Here is an 18,135-nt window from a genome sequence, read left to right as displayed (position 1 = left end):
ATATTCGACCTATGAAAAAATCTACTCAGTCCAAAGCTTGGACAACGGTTCAAATTGCACGTCATCCTGAACGTCCGCAGTTTCTAGATTATGTCGGTGAAATCTTTACAGAGTTTGACGCCTTGCATGGTGATCGTTTGTTTGGTGACGATGGTGCGATGGTAGGTGGTCTTGCTCGTTTTGACGGTCAACCTGTGATGGTCATTGGACAACACCGTGGTCGTAGTACCCGTGAAAAATTAAAGCATAACTTCGGTATGGCTAACCCTGAAGGTTACCGTAAATCTCAACGCCTATTAGATATGGCTGAGCGTTTTAATCTTCCGGTCTTCACGTTTATTGATACTATGGGTGCTTACCCAGGTGTTGGTGCTGAAGAGCGTGGACAAGCCGAAGCAATTGCAACGAGTCTTGCTCAACTTTCAAGCTTGAAAGTTCCTGTTGTTGCAACAGTACTGGGTGAAGGTGGTTCTGGTGGTGCTTTAGGTATTGGTGTTGCTGACAGAGTTATTATGTTATCGCACAGTATTTATTCTGTGATTTCACCAGAAGGCTGCGCATCTATTTTATGGAAAACTGCTGAAAAAGCGGCTCAAGCGAGCGAAGCTTTAGGTTTGACAGCAGACAAATTACAATCTCTAGGTATTGTTGAATATGTAGTAGATGAAGGCGAGGGGGCACATTTAGACCCTGAGCAAGTTATGCAAAACCTAAAAGTAGTTCTGAAGCAAGCTTTGGATGAATTGCTACCACTGGAAGCAAATGAACGATGCGAAGCACGTTATCAACGTTTAATGAAGTTTGGCAGCGCAAATTTAGGCATAATGTCTTAAAGCAGGCTCAACTATTTTCAGAAAATAGTTCTTTTCTTATTGGATGTAGTGGCGGCATGGATTCTATGCTGCTGCTACATTTGATGTCTCAAATTTTCCCTCAAAAGATCCGAGCAATCTATATCGATCATCAGCTGCAATCACAAAGTGCAGAGTGGGGGAAACTAGTCACTGAACAGGCTACTCGTTTAGATATTCCTTTTATTATTCAAAAAGTTCAGGTTACCGATGGTAATTTGGAAGCTCAAGCACGTCAGGCGCGTTATCAAGCTTATCGACAGCATTTGCGACCGAATGAAACCTTAGTACTTGCTCATCATCAGCAAGATCAGGCTGAAACGGTCATACTCCGTTTATTATCGGGTGCAGGTGTTGATGGATTAGCTGCAATGCAGTCTGTGGATTACCGTGTAGACATGACGATTTGGCGTCCTTTTTTAGACTTATCTCGTGAGCAAATTGCTGATTGGACTACTCAACTTGAAATTGAGTATGTAAATGACCCGACAAATTACGATATTCATTATGATCGGGCATGGTCGCGTGAGGAACTTTGGCCATTTTTACAAAACAGATTTCCTAAAATGCAGCAAGCACTGAGCCGAACCAGTTATCTCATGCAAGATGCTTCTGAAATTTTAGAAGAAGTTTTGAAAGCCGACTTAAAGCATTGCGGTACTGCTGAGTGTTTAGACTTAACTAAACTTTTAGATTTATCAGTTGCTCGTCAACGTCAATTACTTTCGGTTTGGATGAAAGGTGATGGGCAATATCGACCTGCATTTGAAATGGTTGAGCGTTTAAAAAATGAAGTGATTGATTCAAAGTCCGATGCACAAGCAGCATTACACTGGAATCAGTTTTACTATGTCCGTTATCAACACCATCTTTATAGATTGAGTAAGCAAGTTTTTCTTGCTGAAAAATTAAACCCAGTTGAAGCTGAGTCAGAGCATCATTTCCAAATGAGGGAAATAGTGCATTACGCTTCAGGAAATTTTCAGATCACACAAAAAAATATCGGTTTGAGTCCATCTTTATTAAATAAAAAATTGACAATAATTCGACGTCAAGGTGGAGAAAAAGTCCATTTATATGGTCGTGTTGGGCAATGGCCATTAAAAAAAGCAATTCAAGAAGCACATATTTTGCCTTGGCTTCGTCATACAATTCAAATATTAGTCATAGATAATGTTATGCTTGGGGTTTTTACACCGAAAGGATTTTGGTTGGCTCAGTCTCCGTATTGTGAGCAAGGAGGATGGCAACCGGATTTAATTTCTCATTCTTGTAATCTGGTAAATGGCGAATATGGTTATGGCAAGTGCAGTAAATTGTAATATCTGTTTTATTGGTGGCGGTAATATGGCCCAAGCGTTAATTGGCGGGCTCATTTCAAGAGGTTTACCACCGACACGTATTACTGTTTCAGATCCTGTTGAGCAGATCCGTCAATTATTACAAGAGAAAGAAGTCCACGTAACACAAGATAACGTGGCTGCAATTCAAAATGCTGATGTTGTCGTACTGGCGGTAAAGCCGCAAGTTTTGGCGACTGTTTTACGTCCGTTGAAAGGTCTTTTATCAGATAAATTGGTCATTTCAATTATTGCTGGTGCTGAAATTCAAACGATATCAAACTTAATTGATAGCAATCGAATTGTTCGCGTTATGCCGAATACTCCAGCTCTGGTTCAAACTGGCGCGCACGGTATCTATGCAAATGATGTAGTCAGTGCTTCGGATCGTGAATTAACAAGTCAGATTTTAGCGGCCACAGGCTTAACAATTTGGGTAAACTCCGAAGCTCAAATTGATGCGGTAACAGCAGTTTCTGGTTCAGGCCCTGCATATTTTTTCTATCTGATGGAAAGTATGATCCGTGCGGGTAAAAATTTAGGACTGGATGAAAAAGTTGCAACTGCGTTAACTCTTCAAACGGCGTTAGGTGCAGCTCAAATGGCAATTACCAGTTCAAATACTCCATCTGAACTTCGTAAGAATGTGACATCGCCAAATGGTACAACACAAGCCGCACTTGAAGTTTTTGACCGTGCACAAATCTCCCAAAATATTCAATCTGCATTGGCTGCTGCACAGAAGCGTAGCCAAGAATTGGCTCAAGAATTGAGTGACAGTGCGAAATAGCTTAAATAGGATAAGACAACTATGGGTGCAAATTCTGCGCTAATTTTTGGAATTTTAATTAATGTCGCGATTTTATTGGTCTTTTTCCGTTTTTTAATGCAATTGGCGGCAGTAAGTCCTTATAATCCTGTGGTTTTATCGACCGTAAAGGCGACTAAAATTGTTGATATTTTTGGCCGAATTTTTCCGACGGTCGCAAAAGGCCGGTTTAATTTAGCTGCGTTAGCTCTTTTAATTATTTTATATTTACTGAAAATTTTCGGTGTGATGTATCTTTCTGGTTCTATGCCAAATAGTCCGATTCATTTAGTGATTCTGACATTTGTGACTATGATTCAGGACTTGATTCGTTTCTGCCGTTATTTAATTTTTGCAACAATCATTTTGAGTTGGGTAGTTATGTTCACTCAATCTCGTTCACCTTATATTGAGGTGATTCAAGATTTAGCCGAACCATTACTTGCACCATTCCGTCGTTTATTGCCTAATATGGGAATGATTGACTTATCGCCAATTTTGGCATTTTTGGCACTCTATATTGCTGAAATTTTAATGAATGAAGTTGCTAAAGTTCTCTTAACTGGTCTTTAAGCTAACTCAATAAAAAAGGGCTGTATTTCACAGCCCTTTTTTATTTCTATTAATTAATGGGCGTCATCCCAGTTTTGTCCTTGTCCTACTTCAACCACTAAAGGCACGGAAATTTCTACAACAGATTCCATGACTTTTGCGATTTGTTTGGAAAGTTCTTCAGCAATGTTTTGATCGGCTTCAAAAACTAATTCATCGTGTACTTGAAGAAGTAACTTGGCTTGATCTTTTGGCAAGATTTTATCAACTTCAATCATTGCAATTTTAATAATATCAGCTGCACTACCTTGTAAAGGTGCATTGATGGCAGCACGTTCAGCAGCCTTACGCACCATCACATTTCGTGCATCAATATCTGGTGTATAAAGACGACGGCCTAAAATAGTTTCAACAAAGCCTTGCTCTGATGCAACTTGACGCGTGCGTTGCATATATTCATAGATGCCAGGATAGCGTTGGAAATATTGCTTAATATAATTTTGCGATTCCTGACGTGTGAAACCTAACTGACGAATCAAGCCAAACTCAGACATACCATACAGTAGACCAAAGTTTACTGCCTTAGCTTGACGACGTTGATCATTGGTCACATCTTCGATATCAATGCCCAATACTTCTGCTGCAGTACGGCGGTGAACGTCTTGGCCGTGCTGGAACGCATGTACTAAAGCATCATCCTGAGAAAAATGAGCCATTAAACGAAGTTCAATTTGCGAGTAATCGGCTGCTAGTAAAACTCGGCCTTCTGGTGCAATGAATGCTTTACGAATTTGACGGCCAATTTGTCTACGAATTGGAATATTTTGTAAGTTAGGATCAGAAGAGGAGAGACGGCCTGTCGCTGTAAGTGCTTGATGATAGCTCGTATGCACACGATGGGTGTCATTATGAGATTGCTCAACTAGACGGTCCGTATAGGTACTTTTTAGTTTTGCTAAACCACGATGCTCTAGAATAATTTCCGCTAAAGGATGTTCAATTTTTTCTAAAACACTTTCACTGGTGCTGTATTGTCCAGTTGCAGTTTTTTTACCACCTTTGATTCCTAATTTATCAAATAGGATTTCGCCTACTTGCTTAGGTGAAGCAATATTAAAAGTTTCATCTGCAATTTCCATAGCCTGATTTTCAAGGCCTTCCATGGTTTTTGCAAACTCAACGCTTAATTTATCTAAGAAAGCATGATCTAAACGAATACCATCTTCTTCCATGCCTGACAAAATTCGGGCAACCGGCATTTCGATGTTATATAAAATATTTTCTAACTCAGGAAATGGCTTAAGTTTGTTTGAAAGTACTTCATACAAACGATAGGTCACATGAGCATCTTCTGCTGCATAGTGAGCAGCAACTTCAATCTCAATTTGATTAAAAGTTTTCTGCTTTGCACCCTTACCAGCAATTTGTTCAAAGGTGGTCGTTAAGTGGCTTAAGTAGACACGAGCTACATCGTCCATGCCATGACGAGTAGCAGCTGCATTTAGTACATAAGATGCCAGCATGCTATCGAAATACCAGCCTTTTAGCTCAATTCCGTGATTGGCAAAGATATGGGCATCATATTTAAGATGATGACCAATTTTTTTAACCGTTTCATTTTCTAATACAGGCTTAATTTGACCCAGTATTTGTTCACGGTCCAGTTGCTGCGGTGCATTTTCATAATTATGCGCTAAAGGCACATAATAAGCGTCTTGTGCATCAAACGCGATTGAAAAACCAACCATCTCGGCAATACGATAATCGAGACTTGTAGTTTCTGTATCAATAGCAAAATGATCAGCATTTTGCATGCGTTGCAAGAGTTGATCCCATGCTTCTTGAGTTAAAACAGTATGATAATTTGCAGTCCCAAGCTGGTCATCTTGACTGGTTAAGCTTGCCTGATCTTCGGTTTCTATAGCGTCAACCGGTTTAACTTCATCTTGAACGACTACTTGTGAAACTTGTTGCTTATAAGTAGAGCTGTTCGGATTATTTGGATGATCAAGCGACTGTAACTGATTTCTAAACTCAAGCTCAGTATAGAGGTTACGTAAAGCATCAACATTTGGATCAGTGAGTTTTAGTTCATGCCAGTCGAGTTCTAAAGGAAGATCACAGACAATGCTAGCTAACTGGTGATCAAGCTTAATATTGTCTAAATTATCTTTAATATTTTGGCTAATCTTGCCTTTAAGTTGATCAGCATTGGCAATGATATTCTCTAAAGTGCCATATTCAGTCAGTAACTTAGCTGCTGTTTTTGCCCCTACGCCTGGAACACCCATAATACCGTCGGATGCATCACCCATTAGTGTTAAATAGTCGATAATCTGATTTGGCCAAACACCAAATTTTTCAAATACACCGTCGGTGTCCATTACGCGATCTTTAAAGCTATCTTCAAGTTTGACATGATCATTGACGAGCTGAGCCATGTCTTTATCTCCTGTTGAGATAAGCACATGATGGCCTTCAAGCACGGCACGTTTAGCAAGTGTACCGATAATGTCATCTGCTTCAGCACCCGGAAGACTATATAAAGGAATGCCTTGGGCTTTAATTAATGCATGTAAATATGGAATCTGTTGAGATAACTCTTCAGGCATGGTTGGACGGTCACCTTTATAAATAGGTGAAAGCTTATGACGGAAAGTTGGCTCAGGCGTATCAAAAATTACGGCCATATGCGTCGGTTGCATACGACGCATAAGTTTTTGAATCGCAGAAATTGCTCCACGTATTGCATTGGTATGTAACCCTGTAGAGGTCGTCAATGGTGGTAATGCATGATATGCACGAAATAAAAAATAGGACCCATCAACCAAGACAAATGGTGGCATTGAACAATTCCTTAATTTGAATTACGGGTATTTTACGTGAAAACGGCTATGAATGCAGGATTATGATTTTTGCAGTATTTTGTATGTATAAATATACGCTTGTATTGGCTTGAAGTAAGATGGCATGTAATGAAGGTGTCATATTGCTAAGCCCATGTATAAAAAAGACAAACAGGGAATGATCATCGTTTTGATCGCTTTGACTTTGTTTTTAGCCATTTCAATTGGTTTTAAATTTCAGAGTGCTGTTGCTGCTTTATCTATTGCACTCGTGGTAATACTGGTTCAGTTATTATCAAATCTGCATCAGCGTCTGACTCATTTAGAACAACAGTTTTCTCAGCAGAAAAAACCACTTTATTCTATTCATACGCAAACAATAGTAATTTATGCGGCCGCCTTGGTTGCATTAGTTGCTTATATGAATCACTGGATGTGGATTGCTGGTGGGGCATTACTGGTTTTATTGTTATGCTTAGTCCAAACAATTAGTGCGTTTCATACTCGACTGTTATACCTCGAGTCAGTAAAACAAACTGCTCATGTAAATGAAACTCTACAAACAGAAATTATAAATCCAGCGGTAGAGCAAGTTGATTCCAATATTACAGACACGTTAATTCCTGTTGAAACGGCAATTTTAAATGAAACAGAACAACCGGCCCATGTACAGAGTACATGGTGGCAACCAGCAGTCGACTGGATGGTTCATGGTAATCCAATTTTAAGAGTTGCTGTCGCTGTGTTGATGGTTGGGGTGGTGTTGTTATTGCGTTTCGCAAGTGAGCACTGGCAACTTAGTTTAGGTGTGAAACTTGGTTTTATTGCAATTGCTGGAGGTGTATTAACGGCATTTGGATATAGCTTGCAAAAGAAAAATCAGCTTTTTGCTGTAGCATTGCAGGGTGTGGGACTAGCTGTTGTATTCCTAACACTCGTGTTCTCGCATCATTTTAGTGTAATTGCTAATCTCACTACAGCCAGTATTCTGTTTACGATATTATTGGCTATTACTGTATTCCTGAGTTTAAAACAACAAGCTATTTATTTGGCAATTTTAGCACTCGGCATGGCCTATGCAGCCCCTTTAGTTATTCCACAATATCGTCCAGATGTAGTCTTCCTATTCAGCTACTATTTGGTAATTAACTTAGCAGTTGCTGCGGTTAATTTTATTCAGCCTTGGAAAATCTTAAATCAGATTGCTTTCTTTGCCACGATGTTTATTGGTGGTAGCGCGATAGGTTTTTATGCAGAACCAGCAAAATTTGACACATTAGACTGGATTTTATGGCTACATATAGCTCTGTTTATTTGGCTTAGTGTCCGTTATAGCCAAAATATATCTCGAGTTTCAGCACGTGAACAACAAGAAGGCATTCGTTTACCTCCGCTCTTAGATGTTGGTCTTATTTTTAGTGTGCCTGTACTAGGCTTTACGCTACATGCCTATTTAGTCCATGAGTCTACTCAAGCGTTGACGATTGGTGCTGCTGTTTTGGCTGGTACTTATGCGGTATTAACTTTCTGGATCAAAAAGACCCATCCTCAACTTTCAGTTCTTGCAAAAAGCTTTTTCATCCTCGCCGTTGCATTTTTCGCCTTAATCTTTCCACTCGCAAAAGGGGCACATTGGACTGCGATTGGTTGGGTTGCTCAAGGTACGGCCCTCATTGTATGGGGAGTAACTGAGCGCTACCGTTTGAGCCGATATATTGGTGTAATTTTAGTTTTACTCAGTTCGGTTGCATTGTTTTATCAATTTTGGGCGAATGCAGAGTTCCCGACGCTAAGTACAAGCATTTATGCAATTGCCCAATTCATTTCAGCCTATTATTTATTGCAATACAACAGTAAAGAGCAACACTATTTTAGTGCCAGCATGTTTAGTGGCATTTTCTTATGCTTAGGTATGTATGCAGGTGCTATCGCTGGTATAGAAATTTTGACATGGCAACATCATGGCTTAAGCCCATATTTGATGATTGCGATACTATTATTATCAATATTTAGTGTAGTGGTTCACTACAAACTAAGGGTTCAATGGCAGAGTTTACAGTTAGGTTTAATTGGCCTGTTATTATTGTTAATTCTAGGTGAAGCCTTTACTAGTCAAGTATTCAGCATATTTAAATGGCCGAGTATATTACAGCAGGGTACTTTCCTAATCGCAGCAACGCTTCTTAGTGCTTTATTCATTATGGCTCAACCTCAATCAGGTCAGTTTGGATCTTTGAAGGTCTGGTCTGGTTTGAGCTGGTTGGCATTAGCAACGGTTGGTTTGGCAATATTTCCACAAATGCCACTTGTTGCTCTGGCTTTCGTTCCTGTGGTTTATTTCCTTTGGGCGTATAAGTTTCATAAGAGCACATTGCTACATCAAATTCCAGTGTGGTGTTTAAGTCTACTTTGGTTGCTAGTAGTGAGTGTAGACCGGCATTCTGCTGAGTACCTTTACTTTGTTCCTTTGATTAACTTAACTGACTTACTTTCAATTTCAGTATTTGCTGGTCTACTCTTTATTATTTATCAGCATACTTTTGATCAAGATAAATCACTGGAGTGGACTTTTAAAATTACAACAATTCTAGTGGGGTTGTTGGTATTCAGTAGTGTGGTGGTCAGAGGCTTGCACTATTACTGGGCAACACCACTCTGGAGTGCTGCAATTTGGACAAATGGAATAGTACAGTTAAGTCTGACATTGCTTTGGGTAATCTTGGCATTTATTTTAACTACATTCTCTAGCCGAAAAATGATTCGTCAATTATGGTTTGTAGGTGCTGCGCTTTTAGGGATTGTGGTATTAAAACTGATTTTGCTTGATCTATCGCAAAGTGCGACTTTAACTCGAGTCATTTCATTTATTGGCGCGGGCGGGGTAATGTTGATTATTGCTTATCTTGCGCCATTACCACCATCATCCGCTGTACAGAAAAATGAAGAGCCTAAGCTTTAGGCTCTCGATTTAATTCTTTTTGATTACTGTATTGATCGATATCATCTTTAGCAAAAATACTAGATGGTCGATCAATCAAACCCATTTTAGGAACAGGAATTTCAATTCGGTTATCTAAAAATCCATTTCGAATTCGTTCTTGCATCTCATCTCGAACTTTTAAAGAGTTCTCTTGTCGACACCACATTGTAAATAAAAGCTCAATTGATGATTCTCTAAATGCGGTCACTGTAACAGCAGGCTTTGGGTCATCTAATACAAGAGGATAATGAGCTGCTACATTCAGTAGAACCTCGCGAACTTTAATGATGTCTTCATGGAAGTTGATTGCGAGCGTAATTGGAATACGACGTATTGGGTATTTAGATAAGTTGTGCACGGGAGCACGAATGAGTTGTTCGTTTGGCAAACGAATATAGACATTGTCTAATGTAAGTAGCTTAACTGAAAGCAAATCAATCGAGATCACTTCACCTTCAATTGTATTTCCACGAATGAGCGTAATCTGGATCGTATCACCGACTTCAAATGAACCTTCACCAATCAAAAATAAACCACTGATTAAGTTACTGGCTGATGTTTGCGATGCGAAACCAAGCGCTACGGTTAAAATCCCTGCCGCGCCAAGAAATACACTGAGTTTAAAACCAGCTTCTTTTAAACTCGTCATAATGAAGAGTAAGAAAATAAAATAAAAAATACCGCGGCGCCACACCAGACGTTGATGAGCATTAAAACGTGAGCCAATGGTTCTAATAAATGTATTTGAAATAATACGGGCAAGAACAAAACCAATAAAACACAGCACAACACCGACTAAAATTTCACTAATACGTTCGGTATTGATATTGGTAAATATGCTTGTGAGGCTATCAGCGATATCCTTAGGAATACTTGTATCAGCCATATAAACCTCTTAAAAGAATGAATCAAACATATTGAATAATGCTCCACCAGGTGAACGTGGTGGGTGAACATAGGTCACTTCACCAGCAAGAGGAGGCGTACGGTTTTCAATACGAATTCGTGCAGGACGATCAGAACCTTCATAATAAACTTTAATTTGAGAAGTCCATAAACGGCCAGTACTTTCACTATAAAAAAGAGGCAGAGCGGTAACGGGCACGTTCATGCGGTCAAAACGCAATTGATGATTACTGGTGTTGTGAAAATCAATTGGTGTAACCGCACGAAAAGCACGTGGTGTTAACAGGTTCAAATCGGTACGCCCATCTACAGACGTGGCATAACAAATTTCACCTTGCTGGGCATTTGGACCAAACCACGTATCTTTAGGTTGAATCACAGGAATCTCAAACAAAGGCTCATGCTGACTTTCAACTAAACCTGCAATCCATAGGGGTGTACTAATATAAAGAGTTCCGCGTTGACCTGCTGGAATGTAGATAGGATCAACGGGTTTAATGACCACAGAACGGTCTGCCAGACGGGGCATAAGTAAAAATTCTGGATTAGTTTTCCGAAACATGTAGCGTTCTACTTGAACAGTATGCGGAAAGGCAAAATTCGGATCGGCAATTGGATGCCAATCTTGCTCATTATCATCTTGAAGAGATGGGCGATAATATTCGATACGCCATTCTTTTATACCGCGCGTTAGACGAAAAAGCATTGAACCAAATTGCCATGCTTTAGACTGATTAATTTCAAAGCGCTGTTCTCCCCACCATTTTAAGGAATTCTGGGGGCGAGGCTGATATTCATTATTTTCAAACAAGACGTAAAATTCCTCTACCGAGTTGTTAAACAGACTTCACGCTGTAATCTGCTTAGAGTACACTCAAAATCATCTTACTCATCATTATAAATTGTGATGCAAATATTGAAACAAATACAAGTTCCATATAGTTTTGCCAAGCGTCATGGTGTTTTATTTCGTTATGACGGTGATCAAGTATTTATTATTAGACGTCAAAATACTGAAAAAATTGCATTGCAGGAAGCAAGACGAATTCTAGGTAAGCCAGCTCACTTCCAATTATGTACTGAACAAGAATTTAATACGCTCTTAAGTACAAGCTATGCTGGCGATACAGGGGAATCACAACAAGTTGCAGCAGGTTTAGAAGATCATCCTGATTTATTAAGTTTGGCTGATCAGGTTCCTGAGACAGAAGATTTGATGGATCAGGAAGATGATGCTCCAATTGTTCGTCTGATTAATGCACTACTTTCAGAGGCAATTCGAGTAGGGGCTTCTGATATTCACATTGAAGCTTTCGAAAAGAAATTATCTGTGCGATTACGTGTAGATGGTCAATTACGTGAAGTTGTACAGCCGCGCCGTGAGTTGGCACCGTTGCTAGTTTCACGTATTAAAGTCATGGCAAAACTCGATATTGCAGAAAAGCGAGTGCCACAAGATGGACGTATTTCTTTACGCCTTGCTGGCCGAGAAGTAGATGTTCGTGTTTCGACTTTACCATCTTCACATGGCGAAAGGGTCGTAATGCGTTTGCTCGATAAACAAGCTGGACGACTTAATATGATCCACTTGGGCTTAATGGCAAATGACTATGAGCGTTTAACTCAGTTAGTACATCGTCCTCATGGCATTATTTTAGTCACAGGGCCTACAGGTTCGGGGAAAACAACGACTTTGTATGCAGCCTTATCTGATCTAAATGATAATACGCGCAACATCTTAACTGCCGAAGATCCGATTGAATATCAACTTGAAGGCATTGGTCAAACACAAGTCAATACCAAAGTGGATATGACGTTTGCTCGTGCTTTAAAAGCAATGTTACGTCAAGATCCAGATGTGGTGATGGTAGGTGAGATTCGTGATTTGGAAACGGCTGAAATTGCAGTACAAGCATCGTTAACTGGACATTTGGTTTTATCGACACTACATACCAATACAGCTATTGGCGCGGTTACTCGACTTAAAGATATGGGGATTGAACCCTTCTTATTATCAAGCTCTTTAATTGGGGTGATTGCTCAACGTTTGGTTCGTACCTTATGTCCACATTGTATGACATGGCGTGAAGCTGATACTTTTGAAAAACAGGTTTTTCAACATATTCATAATGAACCATTGTTGCAGTTACCTGAAGCCAAAGGCTGCGATCATTGCTCACATTTAGGCTTTAATGGACGTACAGCCATTTATGAAATCGTACCAGTTGATGAACCGATGCGTCGTCTCATTCATGGTAATGCGGCTGAATATGAATTAGAAAATCATGCTCGTGAGTATTCAGGTTCAATTCGTGATGATGGTCTGCGCAAAGTACTCGCAGGTAAAACGACACTTGAAGAAGTGCTTCGAGTAACCAATGAGGCAAGCGAAGTCTAATCTGTAACACGTAATAAAAATGCCCGATATGATTCGGGCATTTTTTTATATCGAAACTTATTCAGTCACAATATTAAAAGTTACATCAATATTGTTGCGAGTTGCATTTGAATATGGGCAAACAATATGAGCTGCTGCAACTAATTTTTCAGCTTCTTCACGGTCCATACCCACTAAGTAAACATTTAAAGTTACTTCGATGCTAAAACCTGTAGGAATTGGACCAATACCTACTTCACCTTCTACGTAAGCATCTTTACTAATGTTAAATTTATCGCGGTTTGCAACAAATTTTAAAGCTCCTAAAAAGCATGCTGAATAGCCAGCTGCAAATAATTGCTCAGGGTTTGTTACGGCACCACCAGCGCCACCCATTTCTTTAGGTACACCAAGTTGTACATCTAATACACCGTCAGATGAAGTTACACGGCCATCACGACCACCGGTTGCTTTAGCTTTTGCACGATAAACAACTTTTTCTAATGACATCGTTTTTATTCCTAAAATAAATTGAATACAAATATATCGTACACGACTTAATTATTTTGACAAGTATATTTTTTGAAAAAATTGCTGTTTATTTAACTAGGTTTGTACGGAGTTTGGTAAGTTGATCTTTCAAGCCTAATAGTGTTGTCATGTCACATGAACTTGCTTCTAGTACGCCTGCGGGAATATCCAATGCTTGATCTTTTAATTTTTTTCCTTCATCGCTAAGTGTAATAATCACTTGTCTCTCGTCTTGAGTTGAGCGGGTACGATGAAGCAAATGCAGCGCTTCTAACTTTTTCAAGATAGGAGTGAGGGTGGATGATTCTAAAAAAAGTTTAGCTCCAATTTCTGAAACAGTCACTTCATCCTGTTCCCATAAAACTAACATCACTAAATATTGGGGGTAGGTAAGCCCCAAAGGCGCGAGAAGTTTTCTGTAGAGTTGATTAAGCGCTAAATTTGTTGAATAAATGAGGAAACATAATTGATTCTCAAGCTTTAAGTTTTGACAGTCTTGGTCCATATATTCCTCAAAGAAACTCATATTGCTTTTGTAGTATATCGCGTTCTATTCAGTTTCTTAAATGTTCATCAGAATAGGTTATGAATAAAGTAAATTAAGAGACATAAAAAATGGAATAATTAATCCAATTATTCCATAACATAAAAATATTTTAGATAAAATTATCTACCACAGATCTGCAATTTTTTTCATTAAACGCGCACGATATTTGGCGGTAGGATTATTTGCATTGCGTTGTTGCTCTTGTTCATAAAAATCTTGCCATGCAGTAATCATTTCAAGCGTTGTTCCTTGTTTTTTAATCATAGAAACATCTGCTGGCTGAATATTTTCTAAACGTTGTCTTGCGCCTTCTGCACCCGTTCCCCATCCAATTATTCTCTGGCCAAATGCAGGCAAAGGAATATCTTTAGGAGTGGAGGGAAGAATATCTGATTTGAGCTGTGCCGTTGGTGAAACGAAATGATTCGTTGTCCCAAACTCAGCATAACAATGAATATTTGCCCCCAAGCAAAAAAAGCTAAATAAGTATTTCCACATGAATAATTAAACTTTTAATAGTGAATTAATTTACGGTGTGTCATTAGAGGCATTGAAGAGCGGACGAGATCTTGCGCTGTTAGATCAAAGGGCACAGTAATTAAACCATTTCCTTCATATCCAATCATACTTAAAATTTGGCCACGACTATCAGTTGCCCCAGAGTGTCCCCATGTCTGTCGTTTTTCACCATGCCAGCCCTGTTGTGCTGCACCTAAAACATAACATTGGCTATCCATTGCCCGAGCTTGTAACAAAAGCTCCCAGTGCATTTGTCCAGTTGTATAGGTAAATGCAGCAGGGGCAGTAAGAATATGAGCGCCTTGTTGTCTTAGCGTTAGAGCAAGCTCTGGAAAACGCAAGTCATAACATACCATTAAGCCAATATTGCCAAAAGGGGTAGATGTGACTACTACGTCTGTTCCCGGTTCAAAGAAACGAGACTCCTGATAACCACCGACAGCATCACCCACTTGTACATCAAATAAATGGATCTTGTCATAACGCGCTTCTGTACGCTCAGGGCTAATACAGAGGCTAACAGTTCGGACGCGACCATCTTGAATAGTGGATCCATCTGGACGGAAGGGACAGGGTAAAGTGCCAGCCACAATCCAGATTTGATATTGATGTGCGAGTTTCTCAAGCCTTTGTTGAATAGATTCAAATTGCTCAGCAGTTTCACGTTGTTTTCCAGCCGCAAAACATACAAAGTTTTCGGGGAAAACAATCAAACTGGCATTTTGTGCCTTGCTCTGTTGAATCAATGACTCAATGACTTGAAAATTATTTTCAATATCATCTTGAGAGTTCATTTGAGCAACAGAAACGAGGGTCATATTCTAATCCGGCTTAGTGTTGAAAATCAGGCATTTTGCTTGTCCGATACCTGTTCAAGAGTATCTTGTTCTTTCTGTAACTGCTTAACAAGTGGCTCAAACATATTCTGATTGTTTGCATTGAGTTTCATCAATGTCTTATGTGCATCCAGAACAGTTCTTAGCATTGCATTATGAGTGATTTGTTCATCTGTTAACGTTAATGTGCAAACGTTAGGATCACCACAATAATTCAAAATGACAAAAACCTGCCCTAGCCCCATACTGTTGGCTAAGGTTGTGATATCTGGATTGGTAGATAGCATCACAGCTTGAATATGATGAGTCTGTTTAAGCTTTAAACCCAGCTTAGCTAGGATGCCTAATACAGTACTATCAATAAATGTTGTTTGGGTTAAATCAACGATTGCACCTACAACATTCTCTTGCTGTTCAATTCTGTTTAAAAGTTTGTCTAGACTTATACAAGAATGGGCTCGCACTTCACCAATAAGTTTGAAAATATGCGTTCCATTTAAACTTGCATATTCAACATGACCTGTTGACATATAAATGCCATTTTCAGAGAAGGATAGAAAAATTATCACATAGTGCCATCCCAGACTCAAGAGTCCTTAAGTCGTATATTATGTAATTAATTGATTCGTAAATTAATTCATTCGACAAAGACTGAAGATGGCAATATCGTCGGCCACATGATCGGGTGCTTGAAATGATTGATTTTGCAAATGATGGACCAATTGTTGGAACTGATCGTTTAAACCGCCATCAAAAGGTTCGAGGGCTCCGTCCGAGCAAACAATGAAGCGAGCATGGCGATTTAATGTACAAGTATGCTCTTCAACTTCAAGTTCATCAGTTAAACCTAGTGGGAAACTGCTCGTTGTTAGAATCTTCGGTGCCTGATTAGGCTCAAAAATGATAGGAGGAGGATAGTGCCCAGCACTTGACCAGCGAAGAGTATGTGTTTCGAGGTTTAAAATACCCACCACAATCGTAATGTGCTTTTCGATATTCTCTTGAACTAACATCCCATTTAATTTTTTTATTAATTGTCTTGGGGTCTTAGAGCGACCATGAAATGCTGCCATCCATGATGTTAATAAACTACTGGTTACACCATGACCTGAAACATCAGCAAGATAGAATAAAACTTCTTTATCATTTAATTTCCAATAGTCGTACCAATCACCGGAAAGATAAGCTGAAGGCTGAAAGAAAGTTTCGACTTCATAATTTAATAGATCAATTGGATTAGGCAATAATCGTTTTTGCAGTTCAGCAGCCGAAGGTAAATCACGACTATCTTGATTACGCTTATATTGAGCATCAATTCTTGATAGGGCTTTATTTAAATCACTAGGTAATTGATTCCACACCCAGCCAGCAAGAGCACCTGCTTCCCATGCATGCGCTAAAGCGGTACCTTCATGTTCAAAAGCAATTACGACCGTTGGCAAATTCCATTTATAAGTCAGGAAATCTTGTACATCTGCAATTGCAATGATGGTTGGATCATATAAATCTAAATCATCTATGTTAATGACTTGTAAGCCTGGCAGTTTATCCAAAGCTTGCTCTAAATAAGGAATAGAGCGTGTCGGTTTAATAAAATACATAGAAGATATGGTAGTCCTTTTATATGATCACTTTATTCATCATAGAGTATGTATGATCAAAATCAAGGTATTGCCGAACTCTTAATCCAAGCAACACCTTTATTTCATGTTAAGGGTTTTGATTCTCATCTGGTGTATCTTCTGAGTCATCATCAATGAAAGACACATCGGCAGAATCGCCCTTTTTCTCTGCAATTTGGAATGCTTTACGCTGGAGGTATAAATCTCGAATCATAGCGTATTGATCACCTTGTAAGGTTTGATCTAAGTCAAGATATTGAGCACGTGTATCCACGGCTTGCAATAGATTACTCGACCAATAAAGACCTTCTTGATCATCCATAACGTATTTTTGTGGACGAGCTTGAGCATCTACTGCTAAACCAAAACCATCACGTAAGGTGCTTGGACCAAAAAAAGGCAACATAAGGAATGGGCCAGAAGGAACGCCATAGTAGCCAAGAGTTACACCAAAATTCTCTTCTTCAGTTGGTAAACCTAAGCGACTTGCAGGATCAGCCAAACCTAGAGTGGTTAAGGTGTTAATTGTAAATCGGCCTAAAGTTTTTGCTGCACGACCAGGACGGCCTTGAATAAGCTGATTGACAGCATTCCATGGCTCACCAAGATTTTTACGGAATTGGCGATAAGAGCCACGTACATCTTCTGGGGTTTTTTCTCTATATTGAACGGCAACTGGACGCAAAAAATTACGATCCAACATATCATTAAAAGAATAAATTGGACGATTCAATGATTGCAAAGGATCTTTGACAAGATCTGGTTGAGCTGCATTTGCGTTAATTTTTAAATCTTTAACTTTAATATTTTTTAGATCTTTAATAATTTGTGAACGGGGATGGTTTGGCCCTGTTTCTTCTAATGAACTCGCATTAGTAGATTCACTTACCGTGTTTTCTTGAGCATATATAGAGGTACAAACACCTACAGATAACACGCTTAGTAAAATTAAATTAGAATAATTCATATAATTCCTTAACCGCCAGCCAGGCTAATACTTAATGTGCAGTTGGGTGGAGATATGTTTTAATACAAAGTTGATAACCTATTATCAAGGTAAAATTGATCAAATAATATAGATAAAATGCTAAAATGACTAAAAAACGAACATGTGATAATATTAAATTAAAAAAGGGGTTGCTAAAGGAATTTAATGGTCTATAATGCACATCCATCGGCGGTGATGCAGATAAGAACTTGTTGAAAAACAGTTACTTGGAATTAAGTTGATTGCTTTAAGTGATGAATTTGATGAGAAGTTAGTTTTGAGAATAAGTTTTAAAAATATCGAAATTACCTGTTGACTTTTAAGAGATTAAGAGTAATATAGCCGACCTAGCTTGCTGGTGACGAACCAGGAAGAAGATCATTAAGAGAATTGAAGAACAACTTGTGTGGATTTTTACTGATTGATTGATCG

At 39.0% G+C, this 18,135-nt stretch carries 16 protein-coding genes; 6 read left to right on the top strand and 10 right to left on the bottom strand.

Annotated features, from left to right (window positions below):
- Positions 1-11: 11 nt before the first annotated feature.
- The 4 genes from QLG01_RS04390 to QLG01_RS04375 are packed head-to-tail and all read left to right on the top strand — an operon-like array spanning position 12 to position 3,572.
- Positions 12-833, top strand: coding sequence for an acetyl-CoA carboxylase carboxyltransferase subunit alpha (locus QLG01_RS04390; protein ID WP_013198918.1), 822 nt, complete (start codon positions 12-14; stop codon positions 831-833).
- On the top strand, positions 770-2,173 hold the full coding sequence (tilS, locus tag QLG01_RS04385; protein ID WP_282495922.1) for a tRNA lysidine(34) synthetase TilS: 1,404 nt from the start codon (positions 770-772) through the stop codon (positions 2,171-2,173). The genes QLG01_RS04390 and tilS overlap by 64 nt, the downstream gene beginning before the upstream one ends.
- Positions 2,145-2,981, top strand: coding sequence for a pyrroline-5-carboxylate reductase (gene proC / locus QLG01_RS04380; protein WP_111855380.1), 837 nt, complete (start codon positions 2,145-2,147; stop codon positions 2,979-2,981). Before tilS ends, proC begins: the two co-directional genes overlap by 29 nt.
- A 21-nt stretch (positions 2,982-3,002) precedes the next feature.
- Positions 3,003-3,572, top strand: coding sequence for a YggT family protein (locus QLG01_RS04375; RefSeq protein WP_004794512.1), 570 nt, complete (start codon positions 3,003-3,005; stop codon positions 3,570-3,572).
- Between the two features lie 53 nt (positions 3,573-3,625).
- On the opposite strand, the gene polA is transcribed toward QLG01_RS04375, so the two are convergent.
- Positions 3,626-6,397 carry a DNA polymerase I gene (gene polA, locus QLG01_RS04370; RefSeq protein ID WP_282495921.1) on the bottom strand — a complete coding sequence of 924 codons (2,772 nt, stop codon included), beginning with the start codon at positions 6,395-6,397 and terminating at the stop codon, positions 3,626-3,628.
- A gap of 154 nt (positions 6,398-6,551) precedes the next feature.
- Between polA and QLG01_RS04365 the strand changes: the two genes are divergently transcribed.
- A complete protein-coding gene (locus QLG01_RS04365) occupies positions 6,552-9,356 on the top strand; it encodes a DUF2339 domain-containing protein (RefSeq protein ID WP_282495920.1) in 2,805 nt (934 codons plus the stop codon).
- Here the strand turns inward: QLG01_RS04365 and QLG01_RS04360 are convergent.
- Both QLG01_RS04360 and QLG01_RS04355 read right to left on the bottom strand, forming a co-directional pair.
- A complete protein-coding gene (locus QLG01_RS04360; RefSeq protein ID WP_282495919.1) occupies positions 9,346-10,263 on the bottom strand; it encodes a mechanosensitive ion channel family protein in 918 nt (305 codons plus the stop codon). The two genes, QLG01_RS04365 and QLG01_RS04360, sit on opposite strands and share 11 nt — an antisense overlap.
- A 9-nt stretch (positions 10,264-10,272) precedes the next feature.
- A complete protein-coding gene (locus tag QLG01_RS04355) occupies positions 10,273-11,094 on the bottom strand; it encodes a hypothetical protein (protein WP_004794502.1) in 822 nt (273 codons plus the stop codon).
- Positions 11,095-11,190: 96 nt separating this feature from the next.
- On the opposite strand from QLG01_RS04355, the gene gspE reads away from it, so the two are divergent.
- Positions 11,191-12,681, top strand: a complete 1,491-nt coding sequence (gene gspE, locus QLG01_RS04350) for a type II secretion system ATPase GspE (RefSeq protein ID WP_049837851.1) — start codon at positions 11,191-11,193, stop codon at positions 12,679-12,681.
- 57 nt (positions 12,682-12,738) lie between these two features.
- Here gspE and QLG01_RS04345 read toward each other — a convergent pair whose 3' ends face one another.
- From QLG01_RS04345 to QLG01_RS04315, 7 genes are all read right to left on the bottom strand, one after another.
- Positions 12,739-13,170 carry an organic hydroperoxide resistance protein gene (locus tag QLG01_RS04345; RefSeq protein ID WP_202745097.1) on the bottom strand — a complete coding sequence of 144 codons (432 nt, stop codon included), beginning with the start codon at positions 13,168-13,170 and terminating at the stop codon, positions 12,739-12,741.
- Between the two features lie 88 nt (positions 13,171-13,258).
- Positions 13,259-13,696, bottom strand: a complete 438-nt coding sequence (locus QLG01_RS04340; RefSeq protein ID WP_107880782.1) for a MarR family transcriptional regulator — start codon at positions 13,694-13,696, stop codon at positions 13,259-13,261.
- Positions 13,697-13,861: 165 nt separating this feature from the next.
- Complete coding sequence (locus tag QLG01_RS04335; RefSeq protein ID WP_004794496.1) at positions 13,862-14,236, bottom strand: DUF4951 domain-containing protein; 375 nt, start codon at positions 14,234-14,236, stop codon at positions 13,862-13,864.
- Positions 14,237-14,250: 14 nt separating this feature from the next.
- Complete coding sequence (locus tag QLG01_RS04330) at positions 14,251-15,075, bottom strand: carbon-nitrogen hydrolase family protein (protein ID WP_282495918.1); 825 nt, start codon at positions 15,073-15,075, stop codon at positions 14,251-14,253.
- Between the two features lie 26 nt (positions 15,076-15,101).
- Positions 15,102-15,623: an anti-anti-sigma factor GigB gene (gene gigB, locus QLG01_RS04325; RefSeq protein WP_002117273.1), complete on the bottom strand. Its 522-nt coding sequence runs from the start codon at positions 15,621-15,623 to the stop codon at positions 15,102-15,104.
- Positions 15,624-15,725: 102 nt separating this feature from the next.
- Positions 15,726-16,694, bottom strand: coding sequence for an RsbU family protein phosphatase GigA (gene gigA, locus QLG01_RS04320; protein WP_192834179.1), 969 nt, complete (start codon positions 16,692-16,694; stop codon positions 15,726-15,728).
- A gap of 109 nt (positions 16,695-16,803) precedes the next feature.
- Positions 16,804-17,682 carry a VacJ family lipoprotein gene (locus tag QLG01_RS04315; protein WP_225995796.1) on the bottom strand — a complete coding sequence of 293 codons (879 nt, stop codon included), beginning with the start codon at positions 17,680-17,682 and terminating at the stop codon, positions 16,804-16,806.
- Positions 17,683-18,135 lie beyond the last annotated feature (453 nt).

The sequence above is a fragment of the Acinetobacter sp. V89_4 genome, assembly GCF_029967875.1.
Taxonomy (GTDB): Bacteria; Pseudomonadota; Gammaproteobacteria; order Pseudomonadales; family Moraxellaceae; genus Acinetobacter; species Acinetobacter oleivorans.
The sequence above is the reverse complement of the archived record's forward strand: the minus strand, read 5'-3'. Positions and strand labels throughout refer to the sequence as shown.